At 45.2% G+C, this 17,878-nt stretch carries 16 protein-coding genes and 1 pseudogene; 10 read left to right on the forward strand and 7 right to left on the reverse strand.

The window, feature by feature from the left end; genetic code table 11:
• Positions 1-334 precede the first annotated feature (334 nt).
• From HB679_RS18800 to HB679_RS18820, 5 genes are read left to right on the forward strand one after another with little or no spacing between them, the layout of a single operon-like run.
• Positions 335-1,441, forward strand: coding sequence for a hypothetical protein (locus tag HB679_RS18800; protein WP_214073559.1), 1,107 nt, complete (start codon positions 335-337; stop codon positions 1,439-1,441).
• Positions 1,442-1,477: 36 nt separating this feature from the next.
• Positions 1,478-2,170 carry a hypothetical protein gene (locus HB679_RS18805; RefSeq protein WP_214073560.1) on the forward strand — a complete coding sequence of 231 codons (693 nt, stop codon included), beginning with the start codon at positions 1,478-1,480 and terminating at the stop codon, positions 2,168-2,170.
• Positions 2,171-2,193: 23 nt separating this feature from the next.
• Positions 2,194-3,168 (forward strand): gliding motility-associated C-terminal domain-containing protein, encoded by a 975-nt coding sequence (locus HB679_RS18810; RefSeq protein WP_214073561.1) that lies wholly within the window; start codon positions 2,194-2,196, stop codon positions 3,166-3,168.
• Positions 3,165-4,169: a type IX secretion system membrane protein PorP/SprF gene (locus HB679_RS18815; RefSeq protein ID WP_255547662.1), complete on the forward strand. Its 1,005-nt coding sequence runs from the start codon at positions 3,165-3,167 to the stop codon at positions 4,167-4,169. The genes HB679_RS18810 and HB679_RS18815 overlap by 4 nt, the downstream gene beginning before the upstream one ends.
• 11 nt (positions 4,170-4,180) lie before the next feature.
• Complete coding sequence (locus tag HB679_RS18820) at positions 4,181-4,990, forward strand: hypothetical protein (RefSeq protein ID WP_214073562.1); 810 nt, start codon at positions 4,181-4,183, stop codon at positions 4,988-4,990.
• A gap of 26 nt (positions 4,991-5,016) precedes the next feature.
• Here HB679_RS18820 and HB679_RS18825 read toward each other — a convergent pair whose 3' ends face one another.
• Positions 5,017-5,859, reverse strand: a complete 843-nt coding sequence (locus tag HB679_RS18825) for an FkbM family methyltransferase (protein WP_214073563.1) — start codon at positions 5,857-5,859, stop codon at positions 5,017-5,019.
• A gap of 76 nt (positions 5,860-5,935) precedes the next feature.
• Positions 5,936-6,421: pseudogene (locus HB679_RS18830) on the reverse strand (ATP-binding protein); the annotation flags it as partial.
• Between HB679_RS18830 and HB679_RS18835 the strand changes: the two are divergent.
• Positions 6,421-6,681, forward strand: a complete 261-nt coding sequence (locus HB679_RS18835) for a helix-turn-helix transcriptional regulator (protein WP_346345161.1) — start codon at positions 6,421-6,423, stop codon at positions 6,679-6,681. The pseudogene HB679_RS18830 and the gene HB679_RS18835 sit on opposite strands and share 1 nt — an antisense overlap.
• 171 nt (positions 6,682-6,852) lie before the next feature.
• Here the strand turns inward: HB679_RS18835 and HB679_RS18840 are convergent, their stop codons facing one another.
• The 3 genes from HB679_RS18840 to HB679_RS18850 all read right to left on the reverse strand — a co-directional run bounded on the left by HB679_RS18840 (position 6,853) and on the right by HB679_RS18850 (position 10,402).
• On the reverse strand, positions 6,853-7,701 hold the full coding sequence (locus HB679_RS18840) for a hypothetical protein (RefSeq protein WP_214073565.1): 849 nt from the start codon (positions 7,699-7,701) through the stop codon (positions 6,853-6,855).
• A 350-nt stretch (positions 7,702-8,051) separates the two neighbouring features.
• Positions 8,052-8,531, reverse strand: coding sequence for a DUF2059 domain-containing protein (locus tag HB679_RS18845; protein WP_214073566.1), 480 nt, complete (start codon positions 8,529-8,531; stop codon positions 8,052-8,054).
• An 80-nt stretch (positions 8,532-8,611) separates the two neighbouring features.
• Entirely contained in the window at positions 8,612-10,402 is a 1,791-nt protein-coding gene (locus HB679_RS18850; protein WP_214073567.1) for an O-antigen ligase family protein, read from the reverse strand.
• Between the two features lie 62 nt (positions 10,403-10,464).
• On the opposite strand from HB679_RS18850, the gene HB679_RS18855 reads away from it, so the two are divergent.
• Positions 10,465-11,940, forward strand: coding sequence for a hypothetical protein (locus HB679_RS18855; RefSeq protein ID WP_214073568.1), 1,476 nt, complete (start codon positions 10,465-10,467; stop codon positions 11,938-11,940).
• A gap of 5 nt (positions 11,941-11,945) precedes the next feature.
• On the opposite strand, the gene HB679_RS18860 is transcribed toward HB679_RS18855, so the two are convergent.
• Positions 11,946-13,877: a discoidin domain-containing protein gene (locus HB679_RS18860; RefSeq protein ID WP_214073569.1), complete on the reverse strand. Its 1,932-nt coding sequence runs from the start codon at positions 13,875-13,877 to the stop codon at positions 11,946-11,948.
• 60 nt (positions 13,878-13,937) lie between these two features.
• Between HB679_RS18860 and HB679_RS18865 the strand changes: the two genes are divergently transcribed.
• Positions 13,938-15,305 (forward strand): hypothetical protein, encoded by a 1,368-nt coding sequence (locus tag HB679_RS18865; RefSeq protein ID WP_214073570.1) that lies wholly within the window; start codon positions 13,938-13,940, stop codon positions 15,303-15,305.
• Between the two features lie 131 nt (positions 15,306-15,436).
• Positions 15,437-16,600 (forward strand): hypothetical protein, encoded by a 1,164-nt coding sequence (locus tag HB679_RS18870; protein WP_214073571.1) that lies wholly within the window; start codon positions 15,437-15,439, stop codon positions 16,598-16,600.
• A gap of 380 nt (positions 16,601-16,980) precedes the next feature.
• Here the strand turns inward: HB679_RS18870 and HB679_RS18875 are convergent, their stop codons facing one another.
• On the reverse strand, positions 16,981-17,439 hold the full coding sequence (locus tag HB679_RS18875; RefSeq protein ID WP_214073572.1) for a hypothetical protein: 459 nt from the start codon (positions 17,437-17,439) through the stop codon (positions 16,981-16,983).
• A gap of 109 nt (positions 17,440-17,548) precedes the next feature.
• Here HB679_RS18875 and HB679_RS18880 point away from each other — a divergent pair, with 109 nt between their 5' ends.
• Complete coding sequence (locus HB679_RS18880; protein WP_214073573.1) at positions 17,549-17,782, forward strand: helix-turn-helix transcriptional regulator; 234 nt, start codon at positions 17,549-17,551, stop codon at positions 17,780-17,782.
• Positions 17,783-17,878: the final 96 nt, after the last annotated feature.

Consider the following 17,878-nt stretch of genomic DNA (forward strand, 5'->3'; position numbering starts at 1 on the left):
GCCCCGAAAAATCAAATTAACCCAGGGTTAAATGTTGGGTTAAATATCCCTGTGGTGTTTGGTGGCAATGAAATATTTTTACAGTGGGTTATCCACATTTATTAATAAAGTTTGTGAATTTTATATGAATATAAAAGGCTGACTAACAATTAATTATAATTTTAACTGCTAAGGTTTGGACCTGATAGTGTGTTGTATATACACATTTGTAAGAATAATTTTATTCACCACTAAGAAAAATGCCTGCGTTTTTTTTAACTGTTGTAACACATTAGGGCTGGTTTACGTAAAACGCTTTACCTGTTAATTAAACACGGTTGATTAGAGAGCGTAAATGTTACCCCGTCAATTAAAAGTATTGGTATGTATTGTCCTTACGGGGATAATTGGTTTGTCCTTCAGCGGGGCGAATGTTTCGCGTATAACTGTATTTACGGTCACTACAGACACGGTTAAAGCTTGCGGTAGCAGTACAACCTTAACTACCCAAAACGTACCAGGCTATAGCAACCCTATCTGGAACGACGGCACTACAGGCACCAGCCTGACCGTTACCAGCCCCGGTGATTATTGGTGGCAGGTTACCGGAACCAGTGTGGTAACCAATGGCGATTTTGAGGCCGCTACCACTAACTCAACCACAAGAGGTTTCACAAGTTCGTATACCTACAAAAAGGCAACTAGTTCTTGTAATGGCTGCTGCTGCGGTGTACTAAGTAATGAAGGCACCTATACCATCAATACAGATCCGCATAATATCCATACTAACTTTACTTCGATGGGCGACCACACCACGGGTACCGGCCAAATGCTGATTGTAAATGGTGCAGCTACGGCTAACGTTACGGTATGGACACAAAATATCAATGTACAGCCCAATACAGACTATGTGTTTTCGGTTTGGGTTACTTCAGTAAATCCGCAAAACCCGGCTCAATTACAATTTTCAATAGATGGCGTACCGCTGGGCGCAACCATTAGCCCATCATCAAATGACGGCAACTGGCAATATTTTACTACCACCTGGAACTCAGGCAACCGCAGCGGCTCGTTGCCTATCGCTTTAGTAAACCAAAATATTGCAGCCAGCGGCAATGACTTTGCGGTTGATGATATTGTGTTTGCCCCGGTATATCGCAAAAATATACATGTGATATTTAACCCTATACCTGTTTTAGCACTAACTGGTCCGAATAGCGCCTGCGGTACCTATGATCTCACACAAACCATTATAAACTATGACAGCGCTACCTACAACTATGTTTTTACAGATAGCCAGGGCCATGTAATTACCGATGTAAACGCAGGAGCAATTACCCAAAGCGGTACCTATACCATTACCGAGCAAAACAAAGTAACCGGCTGTACATCTGCGCCAGTTACCACAACAATAACTATTAAACCCAACCCGCAGAAGCCGGGCATATCACCATCATTATAAATAACCCATTATTAATAAATGCAAAATTATTTCATCATGAAAAAACGTTTCCTAACCGTCATCCCAACCCTGGTATTACTGCTGTTATTGGTAACTACCGTTGCGTCTGCACAAGTTGCGTCCGGACCAAGTGATGCTACCAGCCCGCCGCCAACATCGGCTGCTGATGTAGCTAAAGTATTGTGCGCAGGCACAAACATTTCACTAACCGCACCACAAGACCCGAGCGGCGTTGACTATACCAAATATCATTGGTATAAAATAGACGCAAGCGGTAATAAACAAGAAGTTACTGCCATGACCGGCCGTACTTATACTGAAACGCCAACAACGGCGGGTTACTATGAGTACCAGGTAGTTACAGAAAATGCCAATGGTTGTACCTCGCCAATATCTGATGTGTTTAAAGAGTATGTATTGCCGCCGCTAAGTGTAACTATTACTACGCCAACCAGTTCTATGTGTGCCGAAGCAGCTAATTCTACCCTGCTTACTGCAAATGTTACTCCTTCAACAGGCTTTACCATTAACTATCAATGGAATCTGGGCGGCGTGGATATTGCTGGTGCAAACTCAAATACGTATAACGTAACCGGCATAACCACTGCGGGTACCTTGACTTATGGCGTAACGGTTACTTATGCGTTGAATACTTCATGTCCGGCATCAACCACCAAAGACATCGTTATATCGCCGCTGCCAACCAAGCCAACTATCTCAGCTAACTAATTGTCGGTGAACAAGCCGGGTCAATGAAGCAGTTGTGCAGGATAATGATTTTATGCGCATTGTTGATCGGTAAAAGTAAGGTATACTCTCAAACTTCCACTAGCCAGGGGGGTGACCTTACTTTTACGATCAACGAAGGGGCTTCTATTGTTCTGCACGCAAGCACTGATCATGCAGCGGCCTACCAATGGTATAGGGATGGGGTAAAGATTCCGGGCGCAATAAATAAGGATTATACAGCTGCGGCTGCAGGAATGTATTCGGTAGTCGCTTTTAATACACAGGGCTGCCCGTCGGATATTTCGGAACCGGTGAAAGTGGTGATAAACCAGCAGACAACACCCGTTACGCCGGCCGATACAGTGGTCGATCTGGCGGTAACTATTGCATCGTCAAACGTTCATGCATCGCCGGGGGATAGCTTTACTTATATATTGACGGCTAACAACAAAAGCCCGATTACAGGAACTGGCGTACAAGTAAAATATGTTTTACCTGATAACCTGGTATACCTGCCGGCACCCGGCGATGATGCTGTAAAATACGATATCGCTACGCGTACGCTGATCTGGAGCATTGGACAGATTACGCAGAACGATCCAACCAAGCTGGTGATCACCGTAAAGGTATTAACACCGGGTATGGTACAAAGTATAGTAAAAATAAAAGGGGAACAAATTGACCCGGTTTTGGCCAATAACGTCGATCAGTCTGTACAGCAGGTTTATCCGCTGGTGATAACAAACGTGTTTACGCCCAATGGTGATGGAGTAAACGACACGTTTGTTATACCGGGCCTGGAAACTTATTCTGATACAGAATTGACCGTGATTAACCGCTGGGGTAATGTGGTTTATCAAAAAACAAATTATAAGAATGATTGGGATGGCTCAGGCTTAGTAGAAGGGACTTACTTCTATGTGCTGCGTGCTAAAAATAAAGCCGGTGTTTGGGATACCTACAAAGGCTATTTAACCCTTTTAAGAACCCGGATATGATGAAGAGACTGATCTTGATTTTTGTTTTAGCAACAGCTTTTTTTACGGCCAACGCGCAACAGGACGCGCAGTTTAGCCAGTATATATTTAATGGCTTATACATTAACCCAGCGTACGCGGGTTACAAAAGCGACTGGTTTGTGAATAGCTTTTTCCGCTCGCAATGGACTGGTTTGCAAGGCGCGCCTACCACCGTTTCAATAGCAGCCGATGGCGCTGTTGCTAATGACGCAGTGGGTTTGGGCCTTTTACTGCAGCGCGACCAGATTGGTGCGCAAAGTAACATTGCAGCTTATAGCAATTACTCTTATCGCATACAAATTGGCGATGATGAGGATTCAAGACTGGCATTTGGCTTGGGCCTTGGTATTATACAAGCAGGAATAGACGGCAGCAAGCTGAATCCGGTACAGACCGGCGATAATTATATCCCGACAGGTACGCATAGTTTTACCTCGCCCGATGCGCGGATTGGTTTTTTATATACCAATAACGATTGGTTTATCGGTGCATCGGTAGATAACCTGCTGCCGCAATATATGCACACTGCAAATAGCGCCGGCGCGCTGGGTGTGCCTGTGCCCATGCCGCATGAGTATTTTACCATGGGGGGCATTTTTGATGTGAACAGTGATGGCGATATGAAGTTGAAGCCGTCTATCCTGATAAAGGATACCAAAACGGCACCTACCAGCATGGATATTAACACCTTTTTGCTGATGAGCGATAAGCTTTGGCTCGGCGCAACCTATCGTACCGCGGTGCCGCTTTATAACAAGCCTAACCTGCAGAGCGGTTTACCAACATCGAGCGCTATGGTTGCTACGGTAGAGTTTTTTGCATCGGAGAGTTTAAGGATAGGCTATGCTTTTGATTATTCGTTAAACAAACTGGGTACGCTGGGTTATGGCTCGCATGAAATATCGCTGGCGTTTACAATCAAGAATCAAGATAGCCCGCGGTCGCGTTTTAATAACCAGTTGAAGAAATGCTATTTTTAATTTGATGCATCATGAGAAGTTCAGTTAAATATTTCTGTTTGTTACTAGCGATAACTGTTATATACGCAGCCTGTAAAAAAAGCGATAGTGGCCCTAATAGTATTTTTAATCCGGCCGAATTGAGCCGCGAATTGGCGGTAAGTTTATACAAATCATTGTCTGGCCAGTATGGGGGCGCCAATATTTCTGACGGGATCAAGGCTCCGCTAAGCATATCCACCCCGGCACACCGTGGCCCGCAGATTAATGATGTTAATCCTTATTGCGGTTTAACTATTGATACCGCTTACAACCTCAGCCAGGACGTTATCGACACAGTAAAGACGTATTATACCCGCTTTAAGTTTGTTTATGGCTGCGAAAACAACGTTTTGAATAGCTACTCATTACAGGACAGTATCGCCAATACGCTAACTGCGCCGGCCTTTAAAGCCGTTTATAAGCTTACCCAATTATACAATGTAAAGGCTATCGACCAAACGTATAAAGTATCAGCAGTACAGGGCATTATTTATTTTTCATCGCATATTGATGCAACCAAACAATCTATTGCGCAATACGAATACATGGATAGTTATTATAACCTGCAAGGGATTAAGGTAGACATTAGCAGCGGCACGGCCGACGTTGTGGCTGGAACATCAACCATAACAGCTATTTTTCAATATAAAGACGCAACTAACAATATAACCGATAACATTACCGGCTCTATCGAGTTTTTAGGAATCCATATGTCCAGAGTTACTTTACATATCTCGGGCGATAACACAACTTACATTTATTTGGTCAATATGCTAAGTGGCCAGGTTACTGCCCAATAACTCAATTATTAGATCTGATTCAATATTTATTCCGGTATACAAAAAAGGTTACCGCCTTGAATTTGTTGCGGCGAATTGATATGGTCGCAACCAAATTTATCAACCTGGTACAATGAATAACCCAGGCCAGTTAAAAAGGCATAACAATTTTGTATATCCTGCCCGGTTTTAATCCAATAGTCGGCGTCGTACTCAAAAATTAGGCGTGGTTTGTGTGTTAGTAGCAGGCTTTTCATTCCGCGCAGCACCTGGTGTTCAAAACCTTCTACATCAATTTTAACTAAAGCTAAAGATTGCAAAGAGGAAAGTTCAGCAAGTTGGTCGGCGACTTTAATTTCAACTATTTGCTTTTCTGGCCCGGCATCGCTGTTCAAGAGGCTGAATGTTCCCTGGTTCCAGATACCGGGATTGATGGCAAACTCAGCCTTGCCTTCCACATCCGATAAGGCGAATGGTAGCAAAGTCACATTATCTGCCTGGTTTAGGCGAATGTTTTTGTTAAATTTTTCCTGGAGATAATTTAATGGTTCGAAAGCGAAAACCTTACCGCTATTGCCAACACATCTTGACATCCGGATGCTTTGCAAACCGATATTACCGCCAATATCCAACGCGCTATCACCCGGCTTTAACGAGATCCGGATTAGCTTGCTGATCTCATCCTCGTAGGTGCCATTGCTTAGAACGCTCCATTCAATGTAATTATCAGCATTACAAAAAATGGCAATATCCTCGTTTGTCAACCATGCTATACCCCCCCTGGAAGCCCGTTTTTTATAAGAAGAGTTTAGTAATGACGACAGGCGCTCTTTACCGGGGAAGTTCCAATTACGGGTTATATTAAATTTTATTCTATCGTTACGCTTCATTGCTATGGCTGCGACGTTTCTGCATCAGCTAAAGATAGACAATCTGTTGTAAAATGAATGATTACGGCCAGATCCGCTAACCCGCCCAACCTTCACGGTCAAGACTTCTGAACTGTATTGCTTCTGCTAAATGTTCAATCTGAATATCTTCGCTCCCACCCAGGTCGGCAATGGTGCGGGCCACTTTTAATATCCGATCATAAGCACGAGCCGATAGCCCCAGTTTTTCCATTGCTTTCTTTAAGAGGTTTTGTCCCGCTTCGCTGATCTTGCACACATCGCGCACCATTTGGGCGCTCATCTGGGCGTTGGCATGCAGGTCGGGGCGCTCATTAAAACGGGCCATTTGTACTTCGCGGGCTTTGATGACGCGTTCTCGGATAAGTTCGCTTTTCTCGGCCAGGCGCTCTGAGGCCAGCTCGCTAAAGTTAACTGGTGTTACTTCTACGTGCAGGTCTATACGGTCAAGCAATGGCCCGGATATTTTGCTCAGGTATTTTTGCACCATACCCGGCGGGCAAATACATTCTTTTTCGGGGTGATTATAATAGCCGCATGGACATCCCTGTGATAACATTTTCCCCAAGACGCAAAACATTAAAAAAGCCCTTCCTCGCGATTCCCCCCGCAGATCCCCAGACGCTCGGCGACCACCTTAGAAAGAAGCGCATCGAGTCGGGCATGCTGCAAAGGGAGGTGGCGATGGTGATCGGCGTCTCGGAGGACACGGTAACATCCTGGGAAAACAACAGGGCGAACCCGCAGGGGCGGCATCACCCGAAGATTTTCGCTTTCCTCGGATACCTACCCGAAGGTAAATAGTCAAATCTAATACCGCTCATATTGAGCGGTGTTTTTTTTGATTAGCTAATCTTTATTTTTAACCCCTTAGCACCGGAATTTATATGCTGCGATAAATCATCCGTACCCGTCGCCTAAAACAAAAAAAGCCTAATCTATATCAGGCCTTTTTTGTTTTGAAGTTTGCGAGAGCTACAATGTAGTCGTCTTACTGTATGCCGACGTATGCGAACGTACGCATGAGGACCAGTCATCCTCCGCTCTATCTAAAGTTGTGTTATAGGCATTGGTCGCAGAATTTTGGCAATACTCTTCTGCGGCCGCTACTCCAGCCAAGCAAATCAAAGTCGCCGGTTCAGGACCGCCCATCATGCAAGCTAACTCCAACGATCCAGCTAACGAAATACAGTCGGCATTTGCAGTTTCGTCATCCTCTTGGGCGCGGTTAAATGTTGTGTTATATGTATCGTAACAGCCGAAGCTGTCCGGTTCCTGCACTTTTTTGAACAAAGAGAAGCCTTTTTTACTTCTAGAGTTTTTTAACAGCGTTAAAAACGCGTCCTTTAGTAAAGAGGTTCGCTGCTCTTGAGGCAAGGCCCAGAACTCCTTGTCACTCTTTACGAAATTAACGAGCGACGCATTTCCCGCGGCAAGATTTCCTGCCATACGCAGGGTGTCCTTGGCGAAACCTCTCAGGGCCCAGGACCTTTCAAGATCACCCATCGTTTTAATTCCAAAATCTATTTTCTGCAATTGCTCAATCGACAACCTAGGCTTCTTCAAAGAGTCAGGAACCGTTCCGTAGCGCATCATCGAAACGATTCTTTTTTTTGAGGCAACCGAGAAAGTATTAATGAAGGCCTGATGACTGTTAAATACAGCAACAATATCGGGGTTGGAAGACAAATTGGCCTGATAATACGCGTAATCCTTTTTAACAGCCGGCGTGGACATACCGTCTCTTTTGCAGCTGTAAACAAATACGGCAACAAAGAACGTCACCAACCCTAGGCCGGCGAAGATGTAATTTCTAATTTTCATGTGATGTTAGGTTTGAATATGTTTATTGATTTTGAGAATTTAAATTAAGTTTTGCGTAGCCTTTTTGACCTTGATCTGAATACCACAAGAAAAACACACGCCCCAAAAAAGGCTAAAAGTATCAGCGCTGCATATATATAATATTGAACATTCCAGAGGTTAGTCACATTTCGGCTTCCCAGGATAAAATCGATTGTTTCTTTATTCGACATGGCAAGGCTTTTCTTCTGATAAACCATGTCCCTGAACAGGTGCAGAAAATAACTTGACCCTATAAATAAGGCAAATCCAGAAATAAAAGCGCCTACGTAAGTTGTCCTATTGTTTTTCATATCACCAGACTGAAATGTTTAATTACTTTGGTATTCAGCAATCTTCTTTTCCAACTTTTCCTTAAGCTGCGGATATTCGGTCGTTAACATCACCCTGGTTATGTCTGCTTGGATTAGCGGGAGGGTTTGCGATACCTTCCGTCCCAACGGTGAACGACGGAATTTTATCAGTTCGACCAAGTCTTCTTCCGTGTAATACTTGTCGTAAATGATAGGCAGTTCCTTTTCTACGATCCTTTTGGCGGAGGCGGTAGCATCGGTTAATAAAGAGCTTATGTATGCATCGTATCTAGCCTTGTCTCTTACATTATTAGTAAGCTTACTTTCGGCCTTGAAGCCTTGTACGAAATTGGCCATCACCTTCTGAATCACTTGATCTTCGTTTTCCAACTCGATAAGGGTTTTGATCTTTGCCCTTTTTGATGGTGATTGACCCAAGGAAAAGAATGAGACAAACATCAAGCTAAGCGCAAGTAGCGTTTTTATATGAAAGGCCATAGGAAAGTAGGTTTTCGCTGTGTATGAATGGTTTAAGTTATACGAATGTAGGTTGTTCGTTTGATATAACCTAAGAATATTTATTTTATTTTTTTTAAAGTCTCTTCCGCGAATTGCAGATACGCCTCCCCCTCAACTGAGGGGGCTTTTTCGCCAGACCCGATCATGTTTATGCAGAGGTTCCGAGCGTTTGCAGTGTCGCGTTTCAACAGGTAAAGCTTCAGAAGAAGGTATTTGGGGGCAAGCCTAGATGGTATTGAATTCAAGGCTTGATAGTATAAGCTCTCGGCATCATTCAAGTCACCGAGTTCCTGGTAGCTTCGCGCGGCGAACAAAATAGGCTCGGTGCTCGGCAGGAGTAAGCTGCTTTTGTGCAGTACTCCGATGCATTCTCTATATTTATGGTTGTAAAACAAACTCATGCCGTAGTCGAGCAAGAACAGTCCATTTGTTTTTAACTGGGGATACGCTTTTCCGTACAAATTAAGTGCACCAGATTGGTGGGCAGATTCAGTTTTTTTTGCACTGTTCCATGTCGCTATTGCTTCGTTATTCTGCTTTGAAAAAGCAACTGCATAGGCGCTCCAAAAGAAGACTATGGCCAAAAGCAGCCTTCCGTATACCCCTTTTATCAACACCTTTTGGGAAGAAAGGCCAAAGGTGCTAATGGCCGCCAAAAAAATTATGCCAAACGACAGGATTGGCAAACTATGCAGGGGGTAGGAAAATAACGAAAACACCAACAACGCACAAAGGCTTACTTTTAGAGTTCGGACAGGGCTTTGGTTTGATTTTGGACGAGCCTGGCATACAAGGTAGCAAATGAGTAGAAAACAGAACAGGCCTGCGGCACCTAACTCGATGAATATTTGCAATACTTCGTTAAAGCAGTTGTTAGGGAGATCTGCGAAGGCTATGTTCTTTTGATTTGCGTCTGGCGACAGGAAGTAACTCAATTGCCAATCCTGATAATGCTTTGGGAATTCACCATAGCCGATTCCCACAATGGGTGAGCCGAAAGCGTGCTTAGCAGACAGCTCCCATATAAACACCCGCCCTAGAGCGGAGTTCTTCTTACAAATAAGCAGTCCCGCAAAAATCGTCGCAATAACTACAAGAAGAGCGAACTGTGATTTAGCGAAGCGCTGTCTGGTTCTTCCGCTTTCAAATAGGCCCCAATCGAATGCCAGGATGACCGCAAGTGCCAGTAGGGCGGCTCGGGATTCCATTAAAAAGATCGCGATCGAGGTTAGCGCATAAACTATAAGGCGTGCCTTAAAGCGATGTTTTCCTAGAAGGCGGCCGATGACAGGTGTAACCAACAACAAAAATTCAGCGCATAAACCAGAATTTCCCAATGTGCCTTTCAGCGCCAAAAAGAGATGTGTTGAATGGTATGAAGTCGCAAGCTCTGTTACTAGCATCGTGATTTCAATAACATACAAAGCTGCCAGCACGTAAAAAAGTATACCTATATTCTGATTGTTAATGACTAGGCGAATTAGCAAATAGATCGGACATAGCATGAAAAAGTTCATTGTTATCTCGTTGATATAGAGATCGTTTGCGAATCGTATCCTAGACAACAGACACGCTGACACAAATGCCGCAAAAGCGATATCTAGTTTCGTTAGGCTGTAAAACTTTCGAACCGTTGAAATTTCGATAAAAACTCCCGCGCAAACAGTGAGGCTCAGCAACTCTGCAAAGAAATAATGTCCTCCCTTATAAATGGGATAGTTGTATAAGTAAGGATTGAAAAACGTTATTGCGCAAAACGACAATAATAAAAGAGACAAGACGGCAACCTGGGTAGCGCGGACATAACGAACAATGTTGGAATGAGCACTTCGCGATTCTTTAATAAACATTTCTTAAATTGTGCAAGGTTATCGGGGCAGCCCGTTAGCAAATAAATGACGACCTAAACTTAATGATAAAACGGATCAAAAAGAATGCGCTAACGGTAAATACAGTACTGTTCATCTCGGCGATGATTGTATATGCAACCTCGGCTATATTTAACAACGGCTATTACTACTACGACGAACATTATCAATTAATCGAATTTGCCGAACTGAAGGCAGGAAATAATGCTCCATCCGACCTTTCTTGGGAATATAACGCACAAATTCGGTCCGCCACACAGCCCGTTATCGCTTTTTATTTCATGTCTGTTTTTAGATGGTTGGGCTTGACCGATCATTACAAGCTTATGATTGCCTTGAGAATGATCACTGCATTACTCGCTGTCTGTTCGATTACCTATTTCATACAGAGGACACAGCATTTGTTGCACAGCAGTCTTTGGGTGTCGTATCGCTTGACGGCATATTTTTTGTGGTTTCTGCCGTTTGTGAACGTTCGCTTTTCTTCCGAGTCTTATTCCGGCTTAGCGCTTATCTTATCCGTCGCGGTTTTGTTTTCAAGGAATAAAAATCGATACATGTTGTTCGGGCTGCTTTGTGGGCTGAATTTCATTTTTCGTTTTCAAAGCGCGTTTATGTCGTTCGGGATTATTGTGTGGCTTATTGTTGTGCATAAAATCGCGTTAAAGGACCTATTCAAAATAGTAACCGCCCTAGCAACAATGATTTTTGCCGGTTTCCTGATAGATTTTTGGTTTTACAATTCGGCTACCATAACATTTGTAAACTACTACGTCGCAAATATTGTCGATGGTGCAGCATCGAGGTACGGGGTATCGCCTTGGTATTTTTATTTCACAGAGTCGTCCCAGGACGCAACCCTTCCCATAGGCATAGTCATTTGGGCCAGTATCTTAATGTGTTGCCTATTCCGGGGTAAGAGCCTCATTTGCTGGATCATCGTTCCTTTCTTGTTGGTGCACGCTTTGACTCCACACAAGGAGTTACGGTTTTTATTTCCGCTTGCAAATATTGTCCCGTTATTCATTCTGTCTGCTTACGATTGCTTGCAACATTTACTCGGCCCCTGCAAACATCTAAAGTGGCCGAAGATGTCCGCGGTCTTTTTACTCTCTGTTCTGAACAGCGGTGCCTTGCTGGTAACTGTGTTTTCTCCCGCAAACAACGATGGAATGATGAACATAACCGAAACGATTCATGAGACCTACCGTGGCAAGGACGTTATACTTTGGATCGTCGGTAACGAAAATCCTTATCACCCGATTCCGCCGAATCAGAAGTTTTACCTTGACAAAAATGTGCGGACGCTGCCTCTCGAATTACTAAGTGCGGCGAGATTTAATAGGAAGTACACGAACCTGATACTCATTCAAGAACGGTATGTAGATTTGTATTCGGAGCTGTTTGAGTCATACAGGCTGAAAGATGTTACGAGGAGCATTCCTGCATGGATTAGTTATTTAAAAGGGCTTGACGGACGCCGGGACGACCCCCTGTTGCTATATGAGCTAGAGCTGTAAGAACCCTACCACCATGCCTGCTTGCCGTTCTGGTATGTAAAGATTCTCGTGTCCCGAAGATCTGTGGAGAGCAGGTACAATGCGTTTGATGGTACGTTCCTGAAATGCAGTTCGTCGGTCCTTGCCACCTGGGTTCCAATAGGCTTCCACTTTCCGTCTATCCAGTAGTTTAATGTGTATGCTTTACCGGGAACAATCCCGTGTTCTCTAGGATTGTCGATCTTGGGCAGCAACGTAATGCTGTCTAGTTTTACTGGCTTCCCTAAATCCAAGGCTATCCACGAGGACGTCAAACCGGATTCATAGCTTGTAAAAGCATTGCCGTCTACGGCTTTGCCCAACCCTTCTTCTTCAGCGAAAGTTGCCCCGAACGGCTCTCCTGAAAGCCGTTTTCCCAATGAATACACGTTGAATTCGGCAACGCTGCATTTGTTTTTCGCAGAAGAAATGAATCTGATATACCTGAAGGTTTTATTGCTGGTAGGAATGATTTTGTTCAAGCCTGGCAGGGCCCTGACTTTAAACTCGTAAAGATCGGTCCGGTCTGAAAAGTCCCTCTTATTCGCGCCCTGAAGCCTTCCCTCGGTCATATTATCGGTCATATAGCTTTCGGCAACGACAGGGTAGATTCTTTGACAATAAAAATCGCGGATACGGTGTCGCGTGTCGGCAATTAAATCGTGAATGCTTCCATCCTTGTTGAGGATGAAAGGCGGATTGGCAGGGACAACCCCGTTCCTGCTAAAATACGATGGCATAAAAACTATGCCGCCTTCAACCTTATCAAAAACGGCGCTTTGACCGACCAGTTTGCTCCATGCGATCGGTTGCCACTTTTCGTCGTCAAAAACGGACAGATAGGCGAGGCGTGTTTTAGCGTTGTTATTAATTCTATTGAGAACCAGCTTCACCGTGTGCACTTTCGCGTATTCGTCTGTCACGTCCATGGTATACGGGTCGTCCATGAGCTCGGGCAAAGTTTCGCTTTCGTTGGCCACGCCGGCCAGGCTTAAGGGATTGGCGATGAAGGTATGCCTATAGACCTTGCCTCTGACTGTTCCTGGCCGATGCGGGGTGCCGGGATCGTCTTCTGCGGCAAGAAATGGTATCGCCTTGCCCTTTTCGTTGATTACCACGTCCCAGCTGTGCCCCTGGCGCCGATAGGGCCAGTGAGGCAAAAAGTCAAAGGTGACGGGAATGCCTAAGGATCGCATGGTATAAATACCTAAATCAACCATTTCCCTGCAAGACCCTGTCCTGTATTTAATCAGGGTATCTGCATTGTAGTGTGGCAAAAATGTCGCGCGGTTGCTTAAAACCCATCCTTCTTTAATTAGCTCGTCATTTACCAGGGCGCAAGCAGCAACAACATCGAGTTTTTGCTTTTTTGAATCGAGGATAAAGCTGAACTTTTTGTAAATATCCATGCGGTTATAGCACGGCGCCTCGTCGTCTATCCTGAATGGCAGAACGTAGTTGCAAAACTGTTCGAAGTCGTAAGATTTCGCCCAAGGGCGTTCACCCCATTCCTTGAAAGCGGCATCGATGTTAGATATAAGTTGTTCCGCTTTCAGCTCCTTAAGGTCGTACTGAAAGGAAAGGTCGCCCTTGTCGTATGGCCCATAAAGCTTGGAGAAGGAATTCATAATGTATTCGCCGTGATCAAGATCCCTCATGACAAACGCGGGATAGTCCATGTATTTTTTAAGGAGCTCGCCGGTATAGTAGCCCCTTCCGCGATAGTTGTCCACGAGAAACAGCGCCGCTCGGAGCTTCAGGCTATCGCTGGCGGAGCCCGAATAGTGGCTGATAAGCTCGGCGATCTGAGAGCGATTAGCGCCTGATTCCTCTACGGACCTCTGAATATTTGCCGGAAGCCTTGGTTGCCGGCAAGAAATAACAAGCACGCTCGACAATAAAAAGAGGATAATTCGCATTTTAGGTGTGATAAGTTTTTTATATTTAAAACTAATTAAAAATACCTAAGCCTGAACCAAATGAAATCTTTTTTTACTTTTTTGGCATTTATTTCTTGTGCGCTAGGATGCACGCAGGCAAAAAAAGAATGCAGCACGATTTTTCTCGGCGAGCGGTGGAGATTTAAAATTGGCGACTCCAAGAGCTATTCAAGCCCCGGGCTCGACGATTCCGGCTGGTCGTTGATAAAAAACGATGAAACATTTGAACAGCTGGGGGTAAGCAATGATGCCGGTGACGGGATTGCGTGGTACCGGTATAAGGTGGTTATTCCTTCGGCAATGAGGAAACACGGGGGAGCGAAAAAGCTAGAGTTTTATTTGGGGCTCATAGGTGACCGGGACCAGTTTTTCCTCAACGGCAATCTTATCGGCGGAAACAACGTCGCAGGAGACACGTCGTTCGTTTCCGCGGCTTCCATGCCCGATCTGACGCGCAAATATGAAATTCCTATAGGAAGCAGGCTGATAAATTGGGATGGGGAGAATCTGATAGCCGTTAGGGTTCTTAGCAAGCAAAAGGCTGGTGGCGGCATGACTTCCGACGTGTTTATAAAGACGTCGACATTCGAATTAGTCCGGGGCTTCAAGTTGGCGGCAAGATGGAAGTTCAAAGCAGGGGACTCCTCCGGTTATAAAAACATCGATCTCAATGACAAAGAGTGGCGCTCAATTTCCAGCGGCGAAGTTTGGGAGAGGCAGGGACATAACGGGCTTGACGGCTTCGCCTGGTATAGGCAGGCCGTAGATTTGACAGGTTTAAGCTTACAAATTCGACAGTCCAACAATTCGACAGTTAGGTTTTTGATCGGCAAAGTGGACGACACCGACCAGGTTTTCCTAAATGGTGAGCTGATAGGAGAGAACGGGTCAACAGCGAAACCCGGTTATGCCGGCAATATTCGCTTTAAGGACAGGTCGACCTTAGCGGGTCTGGACAGAATGTATGACTTAAGCTCAAACGACCGGCGGATAAAATGGAGCGGGAAAAACGTGTTGGCCGTTCGAGTTTTTGACAGCGGGGGTGACGGCGGCTTAACAGGAAGGCCCCAGGTTGCGGTGCTTGGTTATGACAACAACACCAGGGTTGACCTGTCCAGGCTCTATAAGATAAATGGCAATAACGTGTTGGACACGGTTGCTGTTTTGTATAACAACAACGCTGCTAAGTTTAGGGGCAGAGTGAAATATGATGTTCAAAGTACCGGTTTTGCGAGGAAAATCGAACGCGATTTTGACGTGGAAATCGGTCCCAGGGATTCTCTGGCTATTCCTATATCGATACCGTATACCAGGGAAAAGACAACCTTAAAGTTTTTTTTGGACGACGAATCGTCGTCAACTATCTTTTATAATGAAGTGAGGCTGCCTTTCGTACTTTTCAAATGATGACCATGTTCAATTATATAAGAGCAAAACTTTTGCAGCTGGACAAAACCATACTACTAGCAATTTTCCACCTTTCTCTCCTTGCATGCTTATACGCACTGCTGTCTATTTATTGTAGGAAAAGCTACGCGATGCCGAGCCAATCCAACTTGCTCCATTATGACGCGTACTGGTATTTCTCTATCAAGGAGTTCGGGTATTATTACCAGCCCAACGCGGGTAACAATGCCGCCTTTTTTCCCTTATTTCCCTTGGTTTGGAGCTATTTTGACTTCAGCAATCTAGGCATCAGTCTTTTTAATCTCGCGGTTTTTGGCTGTTCGTTTGTTGTCCTGCTGAAAGTCGAAAAGCTAAAGGCCGGATTCTTGCTGATGCTTCTATCGTTTCCCTCGTTTATCTTCTTCGCTCTGCCTTACTCCGAATCGCTGTTTTTTCTTTTCTGCACCATACTTATCATCGGGTACAGAAAAAAATCGAACCTGCTAATCTGCATAGGCCTCTTCGGCGCTTCGTTGGTCCGGTCGGTTTGCATGATATTTTTGCCGGCTATAATCATATGCGAGTTACTAACCGCAACATTCGAACGAAATTCTATTATAAAAGCGGTCTGCAAGTTGTTGGCAAGTACCGCGGGCTTTCTGTTGGCATCCTGGTATTTGAAATGTGCCACTGGAAAGTGGTTTTATTTTATTGAGATCCAAAAATATTGGAATCGGCATTGGCTTGTCCCTACTTTTCCGTTGACCACAATCTCTCCAGCGCGGGTTCTTGGCGTAGACGCTGTTACGCTCCTTTTGGGCTGCATAGCGATTTACATCTGCATCAAAGCAGCCGTAATAAGGATTCGGCGGAAAGTTTCTGAATCTGCAACAGAGAATCGCGACCTAGATCCTTCGGTCTTAATGTCCGCATTGTATATGTCGGGAATGTCTATCCTAGATGTCGTCTTCAGTTATAAAAGCAATGGGGGCACTAACATTTGGAGCCTGAATCGTCACGTGATGTGCACCCCGTTTGCCTTAATCTTCTTGGTCTATCTATTTAAGCACTTTAATCCACTACCGCTTGAACGCTTAGGCCTTGCCCTGCTCATTGTATTGGGGGTGTTTTTCACGGGCGCTTTCGAATATCCTAATCTAAGGGTTTTAGGTTTTCTTGTAATGTTTTTTTCGACCTTAATTGCTCTCAAACATCATAAAGCTGCTTTGGGGTTTTTCGTCATCTACTATTTGCTCGCGATATTTTTGCAAACCGCGTTTTACGCCGAGTTTTTAAACAAGTTGTGGTTGGGGTAATGAAAGCGGCTTCTGAGAAGAGCGTCGAGATTACCAGTCGTAGCCGTGACGCAGGAGCTTCTACCTCTTTGCTCACGACAACAGGGTCTCCCTTCTGCTCACAAGGAAAATAGCACTTATACTTGGCGGCGGGGTGTTTAGCCAATTCACCGACAAGGCCGCGATGTTGCCGGCGTGTTTGAAAGAATAATCATAGACGTTACCTGGCGAAGGAAGCGCCTGGTCGAATAACCTCTTATCCCGCCGATGGTGCGTTTCTCGACACGAATGTCATCTCTTTTGCTTTAATATTTTTGCTCGTGTGCAAGATAGCGCGCCTGGGGCGAAGGTCGACATCTTGTCGGCGCGCTATCTGGGAGAAATCTCTCCTATTTTCCTATCTAGTGCGAAAACGTCGTGCGCGTATTGGTGAAGTTCGTGGTAACCTTGGTGCTCACATTGTAATCGTAGGTGTCAGCAGGGAGTGCGTGGGAGAGTTGCAGAGAATTTGCCGTAAGCGACGCGATGGTGACTGTTGAACTGGTGCCCCCCGAGCTGACCATCACGAGCTGCGTCTTGTCCGTAGAGAGCTGCCACGCGCCAGCCGAGCCCGAGGTCGTTCCCGTCGTGTAGGTGCCGTTGTCGTAGAAGGTGATCGGCGCGAGGTATTCCGCGCCCGCCCACGACGGGGGAGTGATCCAGTTTCCCTGCGTCGTCTGCCATTCCATGGCTCCCGGCTTCCAGGCCGCGGTGGTAAGCAGGCTTGACTTTTCCTTTGCCTGTTCTGATTTCTTGCAAGACGCCAGGGACGATCCCCAGAGCAGCGCCGCAAGTAGCGCGTAGGTTCTGATTGCTTTCATGAGCTGGTTTGATTAGTTGATGTTTGGATTGTTTATCGGGGAACAATATAGGCAATAGTTATCATATATGATAACTATTTGTCGCAAAATAAGTTGGACATTTCCCCTCATGAAAGCGCGGGAAAAAGAAGACGGGGATTTCCTGGCGGCGCTGGGTTCCAGGATAGCGGCGATACGGAAGGAGAAGGGGGTCACCCAGGTGGAGCTGGCCTATCGCTGCGACATCGAGAAGTCGAACATGCGGAGGATCGAGGCGGGTAACACCAACGTCACGGTTCTGATGCTGAAAAGAATCTGCACCGCGCTCGAGATTCCTATGAACGATCTGTTCGTTACTCAATAGCACAATAAGTAGAAGAGGCGTATATACATATTGTCCAATGGAATAGAGAACCACGCGGTTTGCTCGCCTGTATGTTAATTGCCGTTGCTATCGGTG

The sequence above is a fragment of the Mucilaginibacter sp. dw_454 genome (assembly GCF_018449775.1).
Taxonomy (GTDB): Bacteria; Bacteroidota; Bacteroidia; order Sphingobacteriales; family Sphingobacteriaceae; genus Mucilaginibacter.